Below are 21,454 nucleotides of genomic sequence, written 5' to 3'. Positions count from 1 at the left end.
TTCGGTCAGCCAGCTCTTGGCGGTCAGCTTGTTACCGCGGGCAGCGCGGATTTCAACATCACGCAGGCGTGTGTTCTTAGTGGTCATGGCGTTCTCCTCATTCAGCGGTCAGTGGCGTGGCATCGGCAAACAAGGATGTACATGTATGCTTATACCAACCTGTATGTACAAGTGAATGCAAGTGAAGGGCCAAAATCCGATCTGGCGGACGCAGAAAACTTCTAGAAAGGTGATAAATCGATTTGAATCAGATACTTATCAAAACAGAGAAAACTTGACTAACGCAGAGCTTGATCAAATTTCTGTTGCAACTTTGAAAAAGTTTGCTGCGATGGTGAGCATCTCGTAACACTTTTGTGCGAAAGGAAACGCTGGAATGTCACTTTTTTGCCACATTTGGCCTTGGCAGTAACAGCCCTGCAGAATGTCTGCAACAACAGCCTTGTCGAGCGGCAAGCGGGGGCCGCTCGACGGGTAAATCAGTTGCCGAACTTGCCTTCCAGGCGATAACGCGAACCGGGATACACCAGCCGCGCACAACCGACCTGGCCTTTGGCAGCCCAGGTACGGCGGCGAATCAACAGGCACGGCTCATACCGTTTGATTTGCAACAGCTTGCACTCCGCGGATTTGGCATGGATCGACTCGACCACATGTTCGCCTTCGGTCAGCGGGGCCAACTGGATCAGGTAGGCGTAGGGCGTGACCTGGGTAAAGTCCTGCTGCAAATAAGCGGGTGCGACGTCGGCATTGACGAAGCGTTCTTCGATCTGCACCGGCACACCGTTCTCGTGGTGCACCACCACCGAATGGAACAGGCGCTTGACCCCCTCCAGGGGGAAGGGCATGGAAGCGCGGGCCCGCTCCGGCATCTCCTCGAGCACGATCACTTCGCAGCGGTGCTCGTGACCCCGGGCCTCGATTTCTTCGGCGATGTTGTGGATCTCGAAAAGCGCAGCATGCCCCTTGGGCTCCGCCACGAAGGTGCCAACCCCTTGCATGCGCACCAGCGCGCCTTCAATGGTCAGCTCGCGCAAGGCGCGGTTGATGGTCATGCGACTGACCCCCAGCAAATTCAGCAATTCGCTTTCAGACGGCACCTTGGAATTGGGCAGCCAGGCACCGGAGCGAATCTTCTGCATGATGATCTGCTTGACCCGCGCATACAGGGGGGAGGGACTCTCAAGAGAAAAGGACTCGAGAGACGCATTGTCCTCAATAGATTTGGTCACGTTTATTCCTGAATTGAAAAAATTACCCCGACAAGCTTGCCGAGCAGTTTACCGAGCTACGGCAGCTACGCCTATGCGTAAACAAGGCGCCCGGAAAATCATCCGCGATGGCCGGCTGCGCAGGATCGACTAAGGGAAACCTTTAGCTGGGTGGGAGATTTCCCCCCTTCGGATGCTGTTCGTCTTGATACCGGCGCGGCGTCCACTCGCTTACCGTGCGTAGACCTTGGGTGTGCCGTCGTAGTGGATTGTTCCATCGGGCTCGCCTGGCGCCATAACAACAAGAAAGCGTTTTCGTTCTTCGTTTGACACTGCTCCTATAAATACAGTGCCCAGGCACATACAGATGTGGAGATGTTGGATGTATCAGGTAAAGCAGTCTTGCCGTGGGCTCGGTATTGCCAGCGTGTTGGGGATGATCTGTTCGCCGTCCCATGCAGATCTCATCGATGACAGTCACTTCAAAGTGGATACGCGTAACTTCTACTTGCATCGCAACTACACCAACACCGATGCACCGGTTTCCGAAGTCCACAGTTGGTCCCAGGGTTTCGATGCGCAATTTACTTCCGGGTATACCGACACGGCCTTGGCCATCGGCCTCGATGTGGATGCGCAATACGCCGTGCGCCTGGATTCGTCCGGCAACGACGGTTCATTGCCCTACAGCGTGAGCGAGCAGCAGACGGCCGATGACTACAGTCGCGCCGGTGCGACTTTCAAGATGCGCTACAGCAAGACCGAGTTGAAAGTCGGTGACCTTCGCCCGCAATTGCCGGTGGCATTCGATGACACCAGTCGGCAGCTGGATACCATCTACCAAGGGGCGGTGGTCGAGTCCAAGGAGGTCGATGGGTTGACGCTGACCGGTGGCCGTTTCTGGTCTGCGGTGACCCGGGAGTCTTCCAACCACGAGAAGCTCTACAAGTTTGGTTCCACCGATAATCTGGACAGTGACGGCCTGGATTTTGGCGGAGTTACTTACGACATTACCAAGACTCTGCAAGCCAGTTACTTCTATGGCGTGTTGCACGACATTTATCAGCAGCACTATTTCGGCCTGATGCATATGGCCGACTTGGGTAATGGCTACAAACTCAAGACCGACCTGCGCTACTTCAATAACAATGAAGACGGCAATGCCTTGAACGGTGAGATCGACAACCGTTCCTACGGTGCCTTGTTCTCCCTGCTCAAGGGCGCGCACATGTTTGGCCTCAGTTACCAGCGCATGCTCGGTGACAGCGTGTTCCCGACCATGAACGGCTATATCCCGCAACCTTACCTGGTGCACTGGTCGTCCCTGGGGTTTGTCCGCCCGGATGAAAAGTCCTGGGGGGCGCGCTACAGCTACGACTTTGCCGGGATGGGAATGCCTGGGCTGAAGTTCTATACCCGCTACATCAAGGGCACGAACTGGGACCGTGGCGGCAACCTGAGCGACAACCAGGAAAGCGAACGTTTCCTGGGGCTCAGCTACGTGGTGCAGAGCGGGGCGCTGGCAGGCCTCGGGCTGGACCTGCGCAACATCGATGTGAAACAGAAGTACGGCTACGACTACAACGAGTTCCGTGTCGCCACGACCTACACCTGGAAGTTCTGGTAAGCGTGCCTACCCCCATAACAATAAGAGGCCTGACCATGTTCGAACCCATTGTCCTTTGCATCTGCCCCGCAACTATCCAGTCGGTGCGCCGTGCACCGTCACCCGGCGCGCTTCGCCCATGAGCGGATTCGAGAAGGAGCAAACACTAGTGAATATCCAGGTCGATAATGCGGTCCTGCAACAACAGAAAAAGAAAACCTATATCTACGAGTGGTACGTGGTCGGCCTGTGCATGATCGCCTACATCTTTTCATTCGTGGATCGGCAGATCCTGGCGCTGATGATCGAGCCGATCAAGGCCGACCTGCAGATCAGCGACACCCAGTTCAGCCTGCTGCACGGGCTGGCCTTTTCTTTGTTCTACGCCTTCATGGGCATGCCCATCGCCTACCTGGCCGACCGTTTCTCCCGGCCGAAGATCATCGCCGTCGGCGTGGTGTTCTGGAGCCTGGCGACGGCCGCCTGCGGCCTGAGCAAAAACTTCCTGCACATGTTCCTCGCGCGCATCGGCGTCGGCGTCGGCGAAGCGGCCCTGTCGCCCTCGGCCTACTCGATGTTCAGCGACATGTTCCCCAAGGAGAAACTCGGCCGCGCCGTCGGCATCTACTCGATCGGTTCGTTCGTCGGTGGTGGCCTGGCCTTCCTGGTGGGCGGCTATGTGATCGCCATGCTCAAGGACATGAACACCATCGAGGTGGCTTTTCTCGGTGCGATGAAGGCCTGGCAACTGGCGTTCTTCATCGTCGGTCTGCCTGGCATCGTGGTCGGCCTGCTGATCTGGCTCACCGTGCGCGACCCTGCGCGCAAGGGCCTGCAGGTCGATGCGCAGGGTAGGGCCAAGAAGGTTGGAATGAGCGATGGCCTGCGCTTTCTCGGGCGCCACCGTGCCACCTTCACCTGCCATTACCTGGGCTTTTCGTTCTACGCCATGGTGCTGTTCTGCATGATGAGCTGGAGCCCGGCGCTGTACATCCGCAAGTTCGGCCTGACCCCGATGGAAGCGGGCTACATGCTCGGCACCGTGCTGTTGCTGGCCAACACCGCCGGGGTGCTGTTCGGTGGCTGGCTCACCGATTACCTGGCGAAGAAAGGTCACCAGGATGCCGCGATGCGCACCGGCGTGATCGGCGCCTTGGGCATGGCGGTGCCGGCCGTGCTGTTTCCGCAAGTCGATCAACTGTGGCTGTCGGTGACGCTATTGGTGCCGGCGATGTTCTTCGCCTCGTTCCCGATGCCGGCTTCAACGGCGGCGATGCAGATCCTCGCGCCGAACCAGGTGCGCGCACAGGTCTCGGCGGTGTTCCTGCTGATCAGCAATCTGCTGGGGTTGGGCCTGGGCACAACGCTGGTGGCGCTGTTGACCGATCGCTACTTCGGATCGCCAGCAGCAGTGGGCTCTTCGATGTCGCTGGTGATCGCCGGTGCATCGGCGTTGACCGTGCTTTTGCTGTGGCGCGGTTGCCGGCGTTTCCGCGAAAGTTATGCCCGGGAGTACCCGACCCACGCATGACATGAATATGTCGGTGCAACGACCCCGCTGCGTTTAAACGCAGCGGGGTCGATCCGCTTCAGGTCAGGAGAGCCTCTGATGTTGAATGACGTACACCTGCTGGAACGACACAGCCTGCTCAGCTCGGCCGACTGCCGCGAGATCCAGGACAAGGTCAGCCACTACCTGTGCCCGCACAGCTTCAACGTGCTGCGTGACGAGCCGATTCATACCCGGCTCAACGGCGTGTTCTTCGGCACTTCGGCGCTGCTCGACTTGCGCTATGGCGCGCCGGTGGAGATCACCATCGGCGACATTGCCGATCAGTACCTGTTTCGCATCACCTTGCAGGGGCATTGCCAGGTGGCCCACGGGCGGCGCAGCGCGGCGATGCAGTCGGGCTGCCTGAGCGTGTCCTCGCCGTTCGCGCAAAGCCGCATCGTCACCGATGGCGAGTGCCGCAACCTGATCCTGCGCGTCGACCGTGATGCCCTGCAGACGCAATTGCAACATCTGCTCGGCCGCAGCCTGCGCCAATCGGTGATTTTCGATGTCAGCGTCGATCACCTGGGCGCCGGCGTCGTCAGCCTCTATCACACCCTGGACTACATCTGCCGGCTGTACGGCAGCGGCGTGGACGGCTCGCGCCTCGCCAGCGGCCTGTCCGACTACCTGATGCAACTGCTGCTCACACAGCTGCCGCATAACTACTCGACGGATCTGTTGCACGATTCCCGCGCGCCACTGCCGCACCACGTGAAAAAGGCCCGTGACTACATCGAGGAGCACCTTGACCAACCAATCAGCCTGGTCACCTTGAGCGAGCTGTGCGGGGTTTCGGTGCGCACCTTGCAGAACGGCTTCCGGCAGTTTCTCCAGCAAGCGCCGGTCGAGTACATCCGTGACCGTCGCCTGGCGCTGGTCCACGAGTCGCTGCAGCAGGGCAATGCCTGTGAAACTGTCACCGATATCCTGCTGCGCCACGGCATCAACAGTTTCGGGCATTTTTCCAGTGCCTATCGGCAACGTTATGGCTGCCTGCCGTCGGACACCCTGCGACGACAGAAGCATTGAGACTTCTGCGCAATCCGTGAGTCGGCTGCGCATTCGGATAAGCCTGGGGCGGCAGCGCTCGATAGCATCGAGTCTCTTACCAGAGGAGTGACTCGATGAATATTACCGTGCTGGGTGGTGGACACGGCTGTTACGCCGCCGCTGTCGAAATGGCTGAGAAAGGGCATCAGACCCGCCTGTGGCGTCGCGACTCGGCGGCGCTCAAGGAGCTGCTGGCGATCGGCAGCCTGACCATCAAGGACTACCGGGGCACTCGTCAGCTCTCGGTCGGTAAACCGGGCGACAAGCTCTCATTGACCGACGATCTGGCTGAAGCCTTGGCCGACGCGCAACTGATCATCATCCCGCTGCCCTCGACGTCCCACGAAGACCTGGCCAAACAGGTGGCGCCGCACCTGCGCGACGGTCAGGTGGTGTTCCTGCCACCGGGCACTTTCGGCAGCTACGTGTTCGCCAAGGCCCTGGCCGATGCGGGCAACCGCAGCAAAGTCGCTTTCGCCGAGACCGGCACGCTGCCGTACCTGGTGCGCAAGCATGGCGCCAGCGACCTGGTGATCAGTTGCTACGCCACCCGCCTGCCGACGGGCGTATTCCCCGGCAACCTGTCCGAACACGCCTTCGCCGTGCTGCGCGAGGCCTACCCGAGCGTCGAACCGATCGAAGACGCCCTGAGCGGTGCGCTGATGAACGCAGGTCCCGTCATCCACCCGCCGCTGATCATGATGAATGCCGGTCCCCTGGAGCATTTCGAGGCCTGGGACATTCACAACGAAGGCACCCAACCGTCGATTCGCCGCGTGACCAACCAGCTCGATGCCGAGCGCATGGCCGTGCGCGAAGCACTGACCTACGGCGCACCGCATTTTCCCCTGGCCGATCACTACAACAGCAGCGAAGGCGAGGCGTGGATGTACGGTCGCGGTGCCCATGGCAAGCTGACCGACAGCGGCGACTGGCGCGAAGACATCGACCTGCAAACACATCGCTACATGCTCGAAGACACCCGCCTGGGCCTGTCCTTCCTGGTGTCCGTCGGCCGCTGGGCCGGTGTGCCGACCCCGATTGCCCAAGGCCTGTTGAGCATTGCCTCGGTCGTCGCCGGGCGTGATCTCTACGCCGAGGGCCGCACTCTGGAGAACCTCGGCCTGGCCGGGTTGAGTCGAGCACAGATGAGCGAACTGCTGACCGAGGGCTGCAACCGATGAACGCCGCGCTGCCGCAAGTCAGCGTGGTCGGCGCCGGCCGGATGGGCGAGGGCATTGCCCTGGCCTTCATCCATGCGGGCCTGCCGGTGACCCTCATCGACATCAAGGATCGCGCCGAGAATGAGCGCCACGGCTACTTCGAGCGCGTGCGCAACAACGTCCGCAGCGAACTGCAGATGCTGGTTCGCCTTGGCATGCTCCAGCCGGAACAGGCGGACATCGCGCTATCGCGGTTGACCCTGCAAACCCGATCCCGGGCCGCCGAGGCATTGCGCCGCTGCGACCTGGTGTTCGAAGCCGTGCCGGAAGTCATCGAGGTCAAGCAGCAGACCTTCGCCTGGGTCAGCGAGCATGTCCCGGCGTCGGCCATCATTGCCTCGACCACCTCGACCTTCCTGGTCACCGAGTTGAGCGAAATGGTCAGCGGGCCGCAGCGCTTCGTCAACGCGCACTGGCTCAATCCCGCGCACCTGATGCCGCTGGTGGAAGTCAGCCGCAGCGAGGCGACCTGCCCGCAGGTGGTCGAGCGGCTGCTGCAACTGCTCAAGCGCATCGGCAAGGTGCCCGTGGTGTGCAATCCGGTGGCGGGTTATATCGTGCCGCGCATCCAGGCACTGGCGATGAACGAAGCGGCACGGATGGTGGAAGAGGGCGTGGCCAGCGCCGAAGATATCGACACCGCAGTGCGCGTCGGCTTCGGTTTGCGCTTCTCGGTGCTGGGCCTGCTGGAGTTCATCGACTGGGGCGGCGGCGACATTCTCTACTACGCCTCGCGCTACTTGAGCGGCGCACTGTCACCGCGTTTCGAGTCGCCCCAAGTGATAACCGACAACATGCAAAACGGCCGCAATGGCTTGCGCGATGGCCAGGGTTTCTACGATTACCGTGACCTGGACGTGGACGCCTACAGGCAAGAGCGTCTCGGCGCCTTCGTGCGCAAGCTGGAGTTGTCGGGATTGACGCCTGCGTTCGAGGGCGCCTTGAGGCAGGCCTGAAGGCGGATTGATTTAGCGACGATAGTAGCGGCGATCGTCGTCGTAGCGGTGGCCCATGACACGATCCCGGTGGTGGCGCTCCCAATCACGATGGCGTTCCGCTTCCCGGCGGGCTTGCTCTCGACGCCACTGGTCCCGGCGCCATTGGTCTCTACGCCATTGGTCCCGGCGCCAATCGTCTCGATGATCGTGCCAGTTCCGGTCGTCATGGGCCAGCAATGACCCTGGCTGCTTGTCGGCCATGCTGGCCAAGGTCGGCCAAGGGTTCTCGGCGGCCTTGGCAGGCGCCTGGATGGCTGTGACTTCAGTGGGGAAAACAGGGGTTGCGGGCTTTATCTGTGTGGCTGATGCCGAGCCCATTGCCGCGAACGCGAACAGGCCGAAGAGCACCATCCGAGGGTCATGGAATTTCATGCGCGAAGGCAACCTCTGATTGACAATTGGTCGTGTGGCCATCCGGTTGCGGCAAGCTGCGGGTTCGCACTTGCCGAGCGGATGTGCCTATCCAAATAGACCGGTAATCAGAGAAAAGTTCGCAGGACCGTCACCTGGTTGATCCTGCAGGTGTCGTCCGCTGGCTTGGCAACCCTGTGCCGTCAATCCGCTTTCACGTCCAGGACGCTTTCCATGGCACCGCTCTGCAGCGTTCGCTGTTTTCTGAGAACGACTTCAAACGCACGGTCAACGGGCAGTACGGGAACGCCGGAGCCCAGAAAGATCGGAAGGGTGGTGATGAACAGCTGCTGCAATTCCCCGGCGTCGGCAAAACAGGCTGCCGTTTTGCCGCCACCGACCAGCCAGACATTTTTGCCCTTCGCCGCCTGCCTGGCCCTGGCCGCGATGGCCCCGGCATCACCGCGTACGAAGGTGATATCCAGATTGGCGGGGACTGACCGATTCCGGTTGCTCATGACAAAGGCGGGTACATCCTGGTAGGGCCAGTCATCGGGAGCGTTCGACATGATCCAGTCATAGGTCTGCGACCCCATGACCACCGCTCCGACCGTCTGATAAAAATCATCATAGGCCGTGGCGTCATCCCCCAGCGCAAAGTTCTCCAGCCAATCGAGTTTGTGTTGTTGAGTGGCAATAAAACCATCCAGGGTGGCGGCTACGTAATAGACCAGCGTCGACATGTGTTTTCCTTGTCATCATGCAGGCGGGAAATGACCCCTAAATCAAGAGCCCCTCTGGAACGTGGCGAGGGGCGATGGTGATCATTTATTTCGGGAAGGCGAAGTTAATGCCGTTTCCTTCCCCCTGGTCAAGTTACCCCCGACACTCCACCAGCCCCTTGACCTGCCCCGAGGCCCCCTGGTTTTCATCACTCAACCAGCGCTCGAACCCCGCACCAATCGCCGGCCATTCCGAATCAATAATCGAATACCAGGCGGTGTCGCGGTTCTGTCCCTTGACCACCATGTGCTGGCGGAAGACCCCTTCGAAACTGAAGCCCAGCCGCTCGGCGGCGTATTTGGAGCGGGCGTTGCCGTTGTTGCATTTCCACTCCAGGCGCCGGTAGCCGAGGGCGAAGGATTCCTTGGCCAGCAGGTAGACCGCCTCGGTGCTTTTCGGTGAGCGTTGCATCGGCGCGCCAAAGGTCACGTGGCCGATTTCGATGCGGCCCTGGGCCGGGACGATCGACATCAGGCTGAGGAGGCCTTGCACCTCGCCGCTGGCGCGGTCGATCACGCTGAAGAAATAGGGATCGCTGCTGGCGGCATGATTGTTCAGCCAGTCGTTGAAGGCGCCGCGCTCCGGGAAGGGCCCGTAAGGCAGGTAGTCCCACAGTTTCGGGTCGGCACCGGGGCCTTGCAGGGCGTTGAACAAGTCGTCGCCGTGGCGCGTCGGGTCGAGTCTTTCCAGGCGGATGAAGCGCCCTTCGATCAGTTGGACGGTCGGGGCCGGGACGCCTTTCCAGTCGGCGGGTGAAATCGACATGCTGTTCTCCTTGAACCTTAAATGGCTTTGCGAAACTGGATGAAACCCGGACGCTCGGCGATGCGCTCGTAGAGCTGGATCGCGGTGGCGTTGGTTTCGTGGGTCAGCCAGTGCACCTTGTTGCAACCGTCGGCCTTGGCCGTGGCGTAGACGAACTCGATCAACTGGCGGCCAACGCCAGTGCCTCGGGTTTCCGGCACCACCAGCAGGTCCTGCAGGTAGCACGAGTTTTCGATGCTCCAGTTTGAACGATGGTAAATGAAATGCACCATGCCCACTGCTTTGCCGTCAGCCCAGGCGAGGGCGGCGTGGGTCGGTTCGTTCGGGTCGAGCATGCGCTGCCAGGTGCTTTGGCTGACGGCGTCCGGCAGTTCGGTGTTGTAGAAGCGCAGGTAAGCCTGCCACAACGGAAGCCAGGCGGCGTGGTCTTCGGCGTTGACCTGGCGGATTTCGAGTTGACTCATGCTGATTCCTTAACGCATCAAGTGGGCGAGGGCCTGGTCGTGGGCATCGGGGCTGGCGGCCAGCCCCTCGCGCACGCCGGCGATGTCTGCGGTGCTGCGGTTCTGGCTGAGCTTGCGTTTGCCTTCCAGGCGCTGAATCGGCAAGGCAAAGCCGACGATGGCCCTGAGCATGCCATCGATGTAGTCGGCGGGCGCGTCGGCGACTTTCCACGGCTGGGCGCGACCGGCTTCATGGCGATCGGTCAAGGCACTGACCAGCGAGCGCAGGCGATCGGCGTCGGTGAAGACTTCGGCGCTGCCATAGGCATGCACGGCGACGTAGTTCCAGGTCGGCACGACTTTGCCGTGTTCGGCCTTGCTCGGGTAGAAGCCGGGACTCACATAGGCATCGGCACCGGCGAAAATGACCAGTGCTTCGGCTCCGTTCTGCAGTTCCTTCCACTGGGGATTGGCCTTGGCGAAATGGCCGTACAAGGTGCCGTTCGGGCCCTCGTCGGTGTTCAGCAGCAAGGGCAGGTGACTGGCTTGCAGACCCTGTTCGCCATGGGTGACCAACAGGGCGAGTCGGGTACCGAGGATCTGTTGCTGCAGCTCGGGCAAATCATTGAGGGCGAAACCACTGGGCGTATACATGGAAATATTCCTTGGCGAATGCCTGCATCCTAGGCAGGCTATTGGTCTGTTGTAAGAGCCATTAACGTCGAATTTCATGGGTCCATTGTCATGACGAATGCGCCGCTATCCTTGTCCTTCAACCCCGCCGGCATCGAGCTCGACCGTCGTCAGGGGCTGAGTCGCCAGCTTTATCAGGCGTTGCGGGCGAGGGTGCTGGACGGACGACTGGCCAGTGGTACGCGCTTGCCCGCCAGTCGGGACCTGGCGGCGGCATTGGCGATCTCGCGTAACAGCGTGGTGCGCGCCTACGATCAGCTGTACGCCGAAGGGTTTATCGAGGGGCGGGTGGGGGACGGGACTTATGTCGCGCAATTGCCCCAGGCGTCGTTGCCGGTCAGGAAGTCCTCGAAAAAAGCGCCGACGCAATGGCTGGATCTACCGGTGGTTGTACCTGACAAGGTCATCCACAGCGGCGCATTGCTGCGTGTTGAAAACAACCATTTGCCAACGCCACCCAGTGGTCCGCCCCGGGCGTTTCGGGTCGGCGTGCCGGCGTTCGATCTGTTTCCGTTCGAGGTGTGGGCCAAACTGAACGCGGCGTTCTGGCGCAAACCGGATCTGCAGCAGCTGTGTTACGGCGCTCCTGAAGGGGACGCGCGGTTGCGCGGGATGATCGCGGCGTATTTGCGCAGTTCCCGAGGCATGCAGTGCAGCGCCGAACAAATCGTCATCACCAGTGGCGCGCAGCAAGGGATCAGCCTCTGTGCGCAGTTGCTGGTGGAACCGGGGGACGGGGTGGCGATTGAAAACCCGGGTTATCGCGCGGCGGGTCATGCGTTCGCGGTGGCCGGCGCGCGCTTGCACGGCGTGGCGGTGGACAGCGAGGGCATCGATTGCCAGGCATTGGCGGGGTTGGGCGATTGTCGCCTGGCCTATGTGACGCCATCGCATCAGTACCCCACGGGGGTGGTGATGAGCCTGGCCCGGCGCCTGGAGTTGCTGGCCTGGGCCGAGCGCGCCAACGGCTGGATCGTCGAGGACGACTACGATGGCGAATACCGCTACAGCGGCGCACCCCTGGCGCCGCTGGCAGCACTCGATCGGCAGGGACGGGTGCTGTACGTCGGCACGTTCGGCAAGGTCGCCTTTCCGGCGCTGCGCCTGGGTTATCTGGTCTTGCCGCCGGCGCTGGTGGACGCGTTCTCGCAACGTCGAGCGGTGGACGTGCGTCATTCCGAGGTCAGCACCCAGGCGGTGATGGCCGAATTCATGGCCGCCGGGCACTTTCAGCGACACATCCGGCGCATGCGTCGCGCCGCGTTGAGCCGCCGTAACACACTGCTGACGGGGTGGCCCCGGGACATCGCCGGTGTCGGCAACCTGCCAAACGTCGCGGCAGGGCTGCACCTGACTGTCGCGGTCGACTCCCTGGCCCGTGAGCGTGAACTGATCGAGAAAGCGGCCAGGGTCGACGTCGAAATCAACGGGCTGAGCAGCTACTGGTTGCCGGACTCCCGGGAACCGGGAGACCAGCGTGCGGGGCTGGTCCTCGGTTTTGCGGCGGTGCCCGAGGCGGCGATCAGCGCGGCGCTCGGGCGTCTGGAAGAAGCTTGGCGTCGTTAGCGTCAGGTTTTGGCCTTCGGTTCCATGTCCCAGAAGAGCTTGCGCAGCTCGGGGTCGACGAGCTTGCGCAGGACGCCATCGATGGGCTCGAAGGCGTTCAATGCCGTTTGCTGGTCGGGGGAGAGGGTTTTGAGATAGTCATCGGCGATTTTCAGGTGGGCTGCCGTTGGCTGGTCGGCGGGGCTGGTCAAGCTTTCATAATGAAAATGCGCCACCCAGATCGCCTTGCCGTTGGCCTTGTCGAGTATCCGGTACTCCTGAAAGAAGTCGCCCATCCCTGTGGTCTGGATTCGCCCTCGTGGGTCGGCGGCGACGTCGACCTGCTGGTGTTCGTGCATCCATTTGAAAGCCGTTTGAGTCGGTTTGCGCAGCTTGTATAACTTCGCTCGAACGCTGATGCCTTCTTCACGCATTTGACGCGCGGCTGCACGCATCTCGAGGCTCAGGGTCGCGACCGGCAGCGGTTCGCCGTCCCGTTTTTTACTCCGCAGCACGGCCTGATCTACGCTGTCGGCGCCTTGCTCCAGTTTGAGCGCCTGTTGATCGAACAGATCCTGTATGTCAGCGGGTATACGCCTTGGGCGCAACGCGTCCTTGGCGGTGCGCTCGATGAATCTGGACGTATCCAGGTTCAGGTCCATGGCGGCGGCGATGAGCTCCTCGTCGCTGAGTGTCGAAGCCGGTTGTTGGCGGATCATGGGCGCGATGGGCGTGAGGGGAGCCTGCGCGGTAGTGCCGGGTTCGCTCTTGGCCGGGGCCTTCGGCCGGGTTTTTCGGACTTTTGCCGGTTGATGGTAAGACGCCTGGCGACTGCTCGTCGTGGCTTTTTGTAGCGGCTTTGGGGGCTGCGGCAGCAACGCCTGGAGTCGGTTTTGGGCCAATTGCGCGAACTCGCCGATCAGTCCACGCAGGTGCAGAAGTCGGGCTGGCTTGAGCAGGTCGGGGTAGGCGTCCGGCAACTCCTGTAGGCGCTGGTCGGCATCGGCGAAGGTTTCAATCAGGCTGTCCAGCGCTTCAATGCGAGACTGCAGAGGGCGCAGGTTGTCGCCAGCCGCTGCCATGTCAGCCACTTGAATGGCGGCCTTGGCGGCACTCACGATGATTTTACCCACGGCATCCCGTGCCTGGGGCATCAGGGGGCTGGCCTTGTCTTCAAGACACAGTTCCTGGGCCATGCCAATCTCGTTGGTTTTCAGATCCAGCACGTTGAACGATGGCGCGAGCTTTTTTATTTCGTTCGCTCTCTCGATGCCGGACCTTCCTGCCGCGCGCAGACCCTCGATCGTCGAGTGCGAAAGCTCGAGTTTTTCGACCATTTCCTGGCTCAGGTCAGTCGCCACTTGAATGTTGGCCACATAGGTTTTCAGGGGCATCGGTTCTGTCTGGCCGGTGTCGGTCATCATCCTTGTCGCCTGGGCATATTCGGTTCTCTTGATGACGAACCACAACGACAGGTTCTTCTGCAGCGAGGTGCTGATACGCAGCAATTCATGGACGTAGTTTTTGCTACCGCCGAGGGTGCGCCATTCGCGGAGTTTTTCCAGCGCCTGCCGATACGCCGTAATGGTGACTTCCAGTTTTTGCGCATACGCCTTGCTCAGGCTCTCGAAATGCTCCTGGGTGGACTTCTGCATCTCGGTTTGCAATGTGGAAAGCTCATCTTCCAGCACTTTCTGTTGATCGCTGAATGAGGTCAGGGACTCTTCCAGTTCCTTGAAGCGCATCTCATTGGCAGCGACCAGGGGTTTGCTGAAGGCATTGCCGCCGCCACCACGCAGGCGCAAGCGCAGGTCGATGAACCACTCACCCTTGGCATTATGCGTGAGCAGCGGACCGCTGCGATTTGGCTCGTCAGGGTCAACGATGTGAGGAGGGTCCTCGCCGCTTACCATGACCTGGAACCAGCGCTCGCCGACCTGGGCAAAGTTCCTGTCATTGTGTTGATAGAGGTGAGGAGGTTTTTCGTTGACCTTTGTCACGTTCCTGTCGGTGATATCAATGGCTGCGACCTTGAACGTGTCCAGGTAAGTACCCAGCGCCGCCGGTGTACGACGTGGCACCGAGCCGGCCACCTCAAGCGAGGAGCGGTGCCCGGGTGCAAGTTCTGCGACCAGTGGGGCCGGGTCGAACTGGACGGTGACAGGCTCGCCCCCAGGCAGTGTTGGTTTCTCTAACGACGGCCGCGCCAGTCGAGGCTTGCCTGATAGAGTATTGCGACGCATCGCGGCATGATGGCTGAGGACAATGCCGGTGATCAGCAGCAGGTCCGACAGCGAAGTCCATTCAATGAACGAGTCGCCTCGATTACTGGCGTCGATGGCCTGCTGGATTTCGTTGATGGTCTGCCATACCCATACGGCCGTCCCGACAGCGCCGGTGAGAAAGTTCGAGGTGACGGCGAACAATGCCCAGCTGCTTTCCTTGAGCAGGGTCCAGCGGCGTTCGGCATTCGATTGTGACTGGCGGTCAGCCAGGTCGACCAAGGCCCGGGCGTTGCTTTTGAACAGTGCCGACAGGACATTCCCGGTTATTTCGTCATTCGCGGACGTTACTTGCCCGAACCCTTGCGCCTGCTTGAACGGGTTGACCAACTGTTCGGCCACGATCCACGGCGATGGCAGGCCGGTGGGGAGTACATATTGGTCATACTCATAACTGAGGGTGTTGTCCGGCAGCCATGCCAGCACGGAGTCCCTCAGCTCGCCGGGTTGATGCAATGCATACAGCAGGTTTTGCCTGGAAGGAAACTGCAACAGGGGCAGGTCCTGCATCGGGCGATACAGCAGGCAAGGCCCGCTTTCTGCATTTCGAGGGCTGATGAGGAACATGTTCTCAACGCTGTCACTGCTACTGATCAGGCGATGTTGCGGCGTCAGCTTGAGCGGGTAGATGGCGATGGAATGGGCCTTTTCGGTATCGCTGTCGAGCAACTCGCAGATGAATCGGTAGCCGAGCTCATCAATGCCCGCCTCCTGTTTGACCTTGCCTTCGAGCGCCAGCAGCGGCAACAGCAAGCGCAACTGGTCGCAGTAGAAGTTTTCCTGGCGTCGGGATTCCACGGGCTCGTCGATCAGCTTGCGTTTGATCAGCGCCGGGTACGCCTCGCCGATATTGACTTGTGCAGCCAGGGTGGTGAGGAACGCTGGTGTGAGCCATGGCGGAACCGACTGACCGTGCAGGAACGATACGGTTGCCATGTAGGGCGCCTGGTTTTCCATGGCAAACTCGGCGAGCGTCTCGGTGCGGTGGTCGAGGGGGTTGGGCAGTGTGAAGTTGCCAGAGGTAAAGCTGTTGGTGATGTTGATTCGCAGTTCATTGAGCGGCAGCGTCGCGGCATCGACTGCGCGGGTATCGGCGATGATCGCTTCAGCCATCAGGCGCTGGGCAAAGTCGATGATGGAAGGTATTTCGTTTCTGGCTGCCTTGTGCTCAGGCTGTCGATAGAGCTTGCCCAGTGCGGTGATGTAGCGGCTGTAGTCTTGAATGTCCTTGGGCGATGCGTTGCGCAGCCAGTCGGGAATCGCCGCGTGCAGTTGCATGAGCCGCGCGTGTTCGGTTTCGTCGAGCCCGCTTTCGAGTTCGGTATCATCTTCGACCGGATTTTCAAGGGAACCAATGATGGCGATGGCATCAAGCTGTGACGAGACCAGGGCCCAGGCCATATGGTCAAAAACGTTGCCGTCAGGCTCGAAAAGCCGCCATGTCAAGGTGCGCCCTTCGAGCGATTCCTCAAGGCGGGCGGGCAGCGAATTGCCCAATTGTTCCATTGAGCTGAACGACTCATAACCGCGCTCGATCGTGTACATCACCAGCAACTCGCGTTCGCGGCAGGTGGCCTTGAGCACCAGGGCCCCGCCGATCACGAGGTGGCTGGCAACCGTGTTTTTAACGATGTCGATATCGATCAGGCACGCCTGAATGGCCGATAGGCCGCTGCTCGAATTCTTTCGTGTGGCTTTGTCCGGGGCTTCGAACACTTCGCGCGCCATCGTGCACTCGTCGACGTCCCAGCCTTTTACCGTTTGCACTCTCAATGCCTTGCGCAGTGAATCGGACAACTCCTGCCAGCGAGGGATTTTCTGGCCTGTCTGGTTCCAGTAATCGAGCTGGCGCTTCTGCAGTTCGACGAACAACTGTGGCACCGAGTCGTTGAGTACCTGGGCAATGTCTTCAATGCTGACGGCGAGATGAACCGGGTCGTTGGCGTCGGATTCCAGGGTCAGGAAATGTTCGCCTTCGAGATAGTTGGCGGTTGTGCCATACAGGCTCTGCAGGACAAGTGTGTGGGTGAGCGAAAGGAATTCGACCGACTCCATCTCGACGTGATCGTCCACCACCCGCCATTGCGGGGTGGCGACGAGGGTTTTGTCAGGGTCGATGTTCAGTGCCGGGTAGCGCGTTGCCAATTTGTCGCGCAGCAGGTCCGAAGCGACTTCACTCGGCAACGGACTGTGGCTGGTCTGGCTGACCAGATCACTTTTTTCGAGAAGGGGTGTCGAGTCTTTTGGGGCGATCGGTGTCGGGGTACTGGTCATGATGTCGTGCCCCCGGTTTTCGCTTTCGGCAAGAACAATGATCGAGCCAGTTGTGGACTGATCTCGCTGCGGTAGATCGCGATCAACTCGTTGTTGCTGACCGTGCGCAGATCAAACGCGCCGCCCAGTGTGCGTTGCGCTTCGGTTTTCAAGTGCGCCGCACTGTAGGCGTCGGCAGCGGCGGAGGGCGTCGGGTAGTGAAAGTGGGCGTACCAAAGCACTTTGGCGGAGCTGGCGTCACGAATTTCATACTCCTCGAGATAGTCCTTGCGGTGCCCTTTGAGCCGCTTGCGCCCCGCAGTCTTGACGATGACGACCAACCCTTGGCTGTGCAGCCATTCGACGCGAGCGGCGGTGGGAGGTTGTTGCTTGGTCATGCTGATTCGAGTCTGGAGACCCTTTTGATCAAGGCTGACCGCGCCCTCATTAAGCTGTTTGGCCATGCTCACAGCGGAGCCCGGACCGCCGTCAGTAATGTTCAGCTTGGTCAGGGCCTTTTCGATGGCGGTCGCGGCGTCCTCCATCCGGCGGGCCCTTTGTTGGAAAAGGTCCTCTATTTCCACGGGGATACGCCCCGGCCGTTTGGCGTGGGCCTCGGTTCTGCGGGTAAATTCGTCCAGCTCGTCGAGTAAGGCTTGTCCCGTCTGGGTACTGGTCTTCAGATCAACCGGACCGGTGGCCTCAGGCGCGCGTGAGCTCGACACATGTTCGAGCCAGACACCGGGCGTTTTCTCGTGAAAGGTCACGACCTTGCCGCTCAGTGTCGAGGTCACATCGAGCAGCTCGGTGCCATCAGCGCTGGTACGCTCGCGCAGCTTGCCGACGACCGTTCCCTTGTATCGGGTCTTGATCACGCGCCTGGGCGCAGGCGCCGGGCGTGAGGGGCCGGGCGTCGGTTCGAGCATCCTGCGCTCATTGAGCAGGCTCGCCAGGTGTCTCTCGCTGCGCTTTTTGAATTCTTCGATTTGCTGGCGCATCCGCTCCAGCGGGGGCTGTAGCAATTGCCCCGAATACTCGTCGGGCAGATCGACGATTCGTTGGTCCAGGGTTGCGTATTGCTCCACCAGATCATTGAAGCCGTCGATGCGTTCCTCCAGGCCAAGCTCATGGTCCTGGGCCGCCAGGTCGATGGACGACTGGATGGTAAGGCCGGCATCTTCGACGAGTCGCTGCATGGCCTGGCTGGCTGGCGCGGTGTCGACCGTGGCGCTGTCGTCGAGGCATAACTCCTGCGCCAGGCTGATCTGGAACAGCTTCAGATCCTGCAGGTCGAACTTCGGCAGTTGTGTCTTGCATTGGCGGGCGGCTTGCGCCGCCTCTTTGCCCAGGCGCATCAGATCCTCGATGCGGGCGTGGGCGAACTCGATCTTCTCAATGTAGCCTTGGGTCATGTCGCTGGTGAGCTGATGGACCTGGCGGGGAGTCTGGGTGCCTTCGAGGGTCTCATTGTCCAGCAAGGCAAGGGACCTGCGCATGCTTTCTCCGAACGCCAGGTTTTGCCGGGTGAACCATTTCTCCGTCAGTAACAGCTGATAGTCCAGGCAACTGACCGTAACCGGGCGATAATTGACGATGGGCTCAATGGCGTTGAAATTCTTCACTTGGTCGATGTAGGCGCCGTAGGCCGACAGCTGTGAGTCCAGCAGGTCGAGCAGGGGCTGGCGATTTGCATCGGTGGCGGCCTTTTCCGCGGCCTCGAGTTCATTTTGCAGTTCAAGCTTGCGGGCATCGAACGTGGTCAGTTGTTTCCTCAAATCTTCCTTGAGCTGTTGGTTCTTGCGTTCGATTTCCCTTCGGGCCCTACCGCCGCCGCGCAGCCGCAGGCGTGTGTCGACGAACCATTCGCCCTTTTCCGAGTGAATCAACAGGGGCCCCGTCCTGGCCGGGGTTTGCCTTGAATCGATGATCTGCACATCACCGTTGTCATTGAGCATCACTTCAAACCAGCGCTGATTGATTCGGGCATACCATTTCTGCTCGAGCGGGATCAGGAAGCGATGAGGACCGGACACGGCAGGTGTGTCTTTCAATGCCGCAGGCTTGCCAATCGCCAGGCTGTCCAGCAAGACCCCCAGCGGCACGCTTGGCAACAAGCCTTGGGTGTAGACCGACGTTTCATGGTTGGCAGGCAACTGCTCGGCGGCGACATCGGCCGCTTGATTCAGGGTGATTTTTGCCGGTGGCAGGGGTCTGGAAGCCGGTATCGAAACCTTCTCGACGGTCTGCGGCGCAGGTTTGTCGCGACTTGCCGCGTGATGGGCAAGCACCATGCCCAGTGACAGGAACAGATCGGTCAGCGCGGCCCATTGTTGATCACTGTCGCCGACTTCGCGGGCTTCATTGGCTTCATGCAGGTCATCCATGATTTGCCAGATCCAGGCGGCCGTCCCGGCGGTGCGACCGAGGAAGGGCAGGGCAACATTGAACAGCATCCATGCGCCCTGTTCAAACGTCGCCCAACGCCGTTCTCCATTGGACACCGATTGCCTGTCCGCCAGGGTGACCAGTGCATTGGCGTTGGCGTTGAACACCGCTTGCAGCGGCGGCTCAGGGAGTGGCGCAGGACTGAAGGTGACAGCCCCCATCATGCCCAATGTCGAGGTGGGGTCGACCAACCACTGCGAGAGCGTCCAGACCGAGGGCAGCTCTCCTGGGAAGACATACTGGGAATAGTTGAAGTACAGGTCTTGCGGCAGCCAGGCCAAAACCGACTGGCGTAGCGCCTTGTCGTGTTTGATCGCGTACAGCAGATTCGCCTCGCTGGAATATTGCGTCAGCGGATGATCGAGCAGCGGTCGGTACAGCAGGCATGGCCCCTTGTCGGCCAGTTTCGGCCCGATCAGGAACATGTTGGCAACTTCGTCGGCCTTGTTGTCGCTGCGTCCCCCTGGAATGAACGCCAACGGACGAATGGCAATTTCCTGCCCGTCGACGTAGCGATCGGCAGCCTTTTCCTGCAAGGCGGCGACCACGTACCGATAGCCCTGTTCGTCGATGCCGCTGGCCCCGCCACGGATCTTCAGTTGCAGCGCCAACAGCGGCAGTTGCAGGTGCAGTTGGCTGGTATAGAGGCGTTGTCGACGCAGGCTTTCCCCGGGATCGACCAGCAACTTGTTCTTGATCAGCTCTGGGTAGGTTTTGCCGATGTTGACGGTGCTGACCAGTTCTTCCAGGTAGGCCGGCGTCAGCCACGCAGGCGCGGCCTCACCGTCGTTGTATTGCACGGTTTTGTCGCCCAGCGGCAGGCCGGTGAGGTTTTGCAATGCAAAGTCGGCGAGCGACATTTTCAGGGTCTGTGTCTGGCCGGGCACGATGACCGCGCCGAGCACAACCAGGCTGGTAATGCTGACTTCGATGTCCGCCAGTTTCAGTGAGGTCGCGGCTGCCTGATCCTTGATCTTCTGGTCCTTGATCATCTGATCGGTCAACGCCTGCAGGGCAAAATCAGGCAGCGCGGCAATGCCTTCATCAAAGGTCTGGCCGTGGTGCTGTTCACGCAGCAGCGCCAGGTCCATCAAGTGTCGGCTGTAGCGGGTCAGATCGGTGGGCGACGCGTTTGCCAGCCAGTCCGGCAACAGGTGCTGGATCTGGCTGTAGCGCGACGTCGAGGGTGGGTGAAGTTGCGAGAAATTGTTCGCTGATGCGGCCACCTGCGGATCAAGGGTTGGGGCCCAGGTGGCATTACCAAAGGCGCCGATGGCGTCGATCTCAAGGGCAATCAGCGCCCAGGCCTGATGCTCGAAAAACATCCCTGCGGGCTCGTAGAGGCGCCATTGCAACGTGCGGTCATGTCTGGACGTGACCATGCGCCCGGACAGCATTTCGCCCAATAACGCCAGCGAATCGTAGCGCTTGAAGCCTTCGGCGATCGAATGGGTCACGACAAGGGTGCGATCCTCCAGTGTGCCCACCAGCACCGCCATTTCCAGGACCCACGAGTGTTTGCTCGTGGCGGTATCGAGGCTATCGATATCGATCAGGCAGGCCTTGGTCTGGTAGCGGTCGTGAGCTGCTCGTTCGTGCTTGTCCGGGTACTGGAAAAGGGACAGGGCCATTTCTCGCAGGTCCTCGTCCCAGTCCGTCACCTTGTCGACGTTCCAGAGCTTGTGTAGCGCGTCGCGCAACTGATGCCAGCGCGGCGTCGAGTCCGCGATGGGCCGGTTCCAGTAATCGAGTTGTTGCTCCTGATAGGCAACGAACAATAACTTGGCCAATGTGTTGAGCAGGCATCCGACGGCGTTGATCTTGACCGGTAGATGAGTTAACGGCTCGACTCCCGGTTGCCGTGTCAGGAAATGTTCACCGTCGAGATAGGTCACCGATTTGCCTGACAGGCTCAGTCTTACCAGCACCTCGGTCAGGAATTCAAAGTGGCTGGTACCCGGAACGACTTGAGCGTCGGTCATGATCCAGGCAGGTGTCACCACCATCGTCACATTCGGGTCGATGTGCAGATTGGGGTAGTGGATGTCGAGGGCGGTACGTAGTGATTTTGCAGCGACTTCCCTGATCGAAGGACCTGCCACCAGTTGGGTCAGTACGTCGTCGGGGTTTATGGCGGGCGAGTCGGGCATGGCCGTTTCCTGTGTCCGGTGGGGCGCTGCGGGGGGCAACGCGGTTTTCGGGCAAGGTAGAGGGCTGGCGGTGGCTCAGGGTGGTAGATATGTATCGCTGA

Annotated in this window: 15 protein-coding genes; 7 read left to right on the top strand and 8 right to left on the bottom strand. The window is 60.5% G+C overall.

Translation table 11 applies throughout. The annotated features are described in order from the left end of the window. Positions 1 to 225, top strand: a 225-nt coding sequence (locus tag SOP95_RS15940; RefSeq protein ID WP_323607556.1) for a hypothetical protein, incomplete at its 5' end; no start/stop codon positions are given. 254 nt (positions 226 to 479) lie between these two features. Here SOP95_RS15940 and hutC read toward each other — a convergent pair. After that, positions 480 to 1,232, bottom strand: coding sequence for a histidine utilization repressor (gene hutC / locus SOP95_RS15935; protein WP_323607555.1), 753 nt, complete (start codon positions 1,230 to 1,232; stop codon positions 480 to 482). Between the two features lie 361 nt (positions 1,233 to 1,593). Here hutC and SOP95_RS15930 point away from each other — a divergent pair, with 361 nt between their 5' ends. The 5 genes from SOP95_RS15930 (at position 1,594) to SOP95_RS15910 (ending at position 7,601) form a co-directional block, all read left to right on the top strand. Next, a complete protein-coding gene (locus tag SOP95_RS15930) occupies positions 1,594 to 2,838 on the top strand; it encodes an OprD family outer membrane porin (protein ID WP_323607554.1) in 1,245 nt (414 codons plus the stop codon). A gap of 148 nt (positions 2,839 to 2,986) precedes the next feature. Beyond that, on the top strand, positions 2,987 to 4,348 hold the full coding sequence (locus SOP95_RS15925; RefSeq protein WP_323607552.1) for a spinster family MFS transporter: 1,362 nt from the start codon (positions 2,987 to 2,989) through the stop codon (positions 4,346 to 4,348). A gap of 78 nt (positions 4,349 to 4,426) precedes the next feature. Further along, a complete protein-coding gene (locus tag SOP95_RS15920; RefSeq protein WP_323607550.1) occupies positions 4,427 to 5,401 on the top strand; it encodes an AraC family transcriptional regulator in 975 nt (324 codons plus the stop codon). Positions 5,402 to 5,496: 95 nt separating this feature from the next. Then, a complete protein-coding gene (locus SOP95_RS15915) occupies positions 5,497 to 6,606 on the top strand; it encodes an NAD/NADP-dependent octopine/nopaline dehydrogenase family protein (protein ID WP_323607549.1) in 1,110 nt (369 codons plus the stop codon). Next, a complete protein-coding gene (locus SOP95_RS15910; protein WP_323607548.1) occupies positions 6,603 to 7,601 on the top strand; it encodes a 3-hydroxybutyryl-CoA dehydrogenase in 999 nt (332 codons plus the stop codon). The genes SOP95_RS15915 and SOP95_RS15910 overlap by 4 nt, the downstream gene beginning before the upstream one ends. Positions 7,602 to 7,613: 12 nt before the next feature. Here SOP95_RS15910 and SOP95_RS15905 read toward each other — a convergent pair whose 3' ends face one another. The 5 genes from SOP95_RS15905 to SOP95_RS15885 all read right to left on the bottom strand — a co-directional run bounded on the left by SOP95_RS15905 (position 7,614) and on the right by SOP95_RS15885 (position 10,639). Then, the gene (locus SOP95_RS15905; protein ID WP_323607547.1) at positions 7,614 to 8,015 is read right to left on the bottom strand and encodes a hypothetical protein; all 402 of its coding nucleotides are present in this window, start codon (positions 8,013 to 8,015) and stop codon (positions 7,614 to 7,616) included. Between the two features lie 182 nt (positions 8,016 to 8,197). Continuing rightward, positions 8,198 to 8,737, bottom strand: coding sequence for a dihydrofolate reductase family protein (locus tag SOP95_RS15900; protein WP_323607546.1), 540 nt, complete (start codon positions 8,735 to 8,737; stop codon positions 8,198 to 8,200). Positions 8,738 to 8,870: 133 nt separating this feature from the next. Next, on the bottom strand, positions 8,871 to 9,542 hold the full coding sequence (locus tag SOP95_RS15895) for a GNAT family N-acetyltransferase (RefSeq protein WP_323607545.1): 672 nt from the start codon (positions 9,540 to 9,542) through the stop codon (positions 8,871 to 8,873). A gap of 17 nt (positions 9,543 to 9,559) precedes the next feature. Continuing rightward, a complete protein-coding gene (locus tag SOP95_RS15890) occupies positions 9,560 to 10,006 on the bottom strand; it encodes a GNAT family N-acetyltransferase (protein WP_274077656.1) in 447 nt (148 codons plus the stop codon). 9 nt (positions 10,007 to 10,015) lie between these two features. Beyond that, positions 10,016 to 10,639, bottom strand: coding sequence for an FMN-binding negative transcriptional regulator (locus tag SOP95_RS15885; protein WP_323607544.1), 624 nt, complete (start codon positions 10,637 to 10,639; stop codon positions 10,016 to 10,018). Positions 10,640 to 10,729: 90 nt separating this feature from the next. Between SOP95_RS15885 and pdxR the strand changes: the two genes are divergently transcribed. Then, positions 10,730 to 12,244 (top strand): MocR-like pyridoxine biosynthesis transcription factor PdxR, encoded by a 1,515-nt coding sequence (pdxR, locus tag SOP95_RS15880; protein WP_323607543.1) that lies wholly within the window; start codon positions 10,730 to 10,732, stop codon positions 12,242 to 12,244. 2 nt (positions 12,245 to 12,246) lie between these two features. Here the strand turns inward: pdxR and SOP95_RS15875 are convergent, their stop codons facing one another. Next, a complete protein-coding gene (locus tag SOP95_RS15875) occupies positions 12,247 to 16,779 on the bottom strand; it encodes a dermonecrotic toxin domain-containing protein (protein ID WP_323607542.1) in 4,533 nt (1,510 codons plus the stop codon). Continuing rightward, entirely contained in the window at positions 16,776 to 21,353 is a 4,578-nt protein-coding gene (locus SOP95_RS15870; RefSeq protein ID WP_323607541.1) for a dermonecrotic toxin domain-containing protein, read from the bottom strand. Before SOP95_RS15870 ends, SOP95_RS15875 begins: the two co-directional genes overlap by 4 nt. Between the last annotated feature and the right edge of the window lie 101 nt (positions 21,354 to 21,454).

The sequence above is a fragment of the Pseudomonas sp. YuFO8 genome, from assembly GCF_035065025.1.
Lineage (GTDB): Bacteria > Pseudomonadota > Gammaproteobacteria > Pseudomonadales > Pseudomonadaceae > Aquipseudomonas > Aquipseudomonas putida_AE.
Note: the sequence above shows the minus strand (reverse complement) of the source record. Positions and strands in the feature narration are given on the sequence as shown.

Coding starts and splice junctions, on each gene's coding strand:
- SOP95_RS15930 (WP_323607554.1), top strand. CDS start 1,594: ATGTATCAGGTAAAGCAGTCTTGCCGTGGGCTCGGTATTGCCAGCGTG.
- SOP95_RS15920 (WP_323607550.1), top strand. CDS start 4,427: ATGTTGAATGACGTACACCTGCTGGAACGACACAGCCTGCTCAGCTCG.
- SOP95_RS15915 (WP_323607549.1), top strand. CDS start 5,497: ATGAATATTACCGTGCTGGGTGGTGGACACGGCTGTTACGCCGCCGCT.
- SOP95_RS15910 (WP_323607548.1), top strand. CDS start 6,603: ATGAACGCCGCGCTGCCGCAAGTCAGCGTGGTCGGCGCCGGCCGGATG.
- SOP95_RS15905 (WP_323607547.1), bottom strand. CDS start 8,015: ATGAAATTCCATGACCCTCGGATGGTGCTCTTCGGCCTGTTCGCGTTC.
- SOP95_RS15900 (WP_323607546.1), bottom strand. CDS start 8,737: ATGTCGACGCTGGTCTATTACGTAGCCGCCACCCTGGATGGTTTTATT.
- SOP95_RS15895 (WP_323607545.1), bottom strand. CDS start 9,542: ATGTCGATTTCACCCGCCGACTGGAAAGGCGTCCCGGCCCCGACCGTC.
- SOP95_RS15890 (WP_274077656.1), bottom strand. CDS start 10,006: ATGAGTCAACTCGAAATCCGCCAGGTCAACGCCGAAGACCACGCCGCC.
- SOP95_RS15885 (WP_323607544.1), bottom strand. CDS start 10,639: ATGTATACGCCCAGTGGTTTCGCCCTCAATGATTTGCCCGAGCTGCAG.
- pdxR (WP_323607543.1), top strand. CDS start 10,730: ATGACGAATGCGCCGCTATCCTTGTCCTTCAACCCCGCCGGCATCGAG.
- SOP95_RS15875 (WP_323607542.1), bottom strand. CDS start 16,779: ATGACCAGTACCCCGACACCGATCGCCCCAAAAGACTCGACACCCCTT.
- SOP95_RS15870 (WP_323607541.1), bottom strand. CDS start 21,353: ATGCCCGACTCGCCCGCCATAAACCCCGACGACGTACTGACCCAACTG.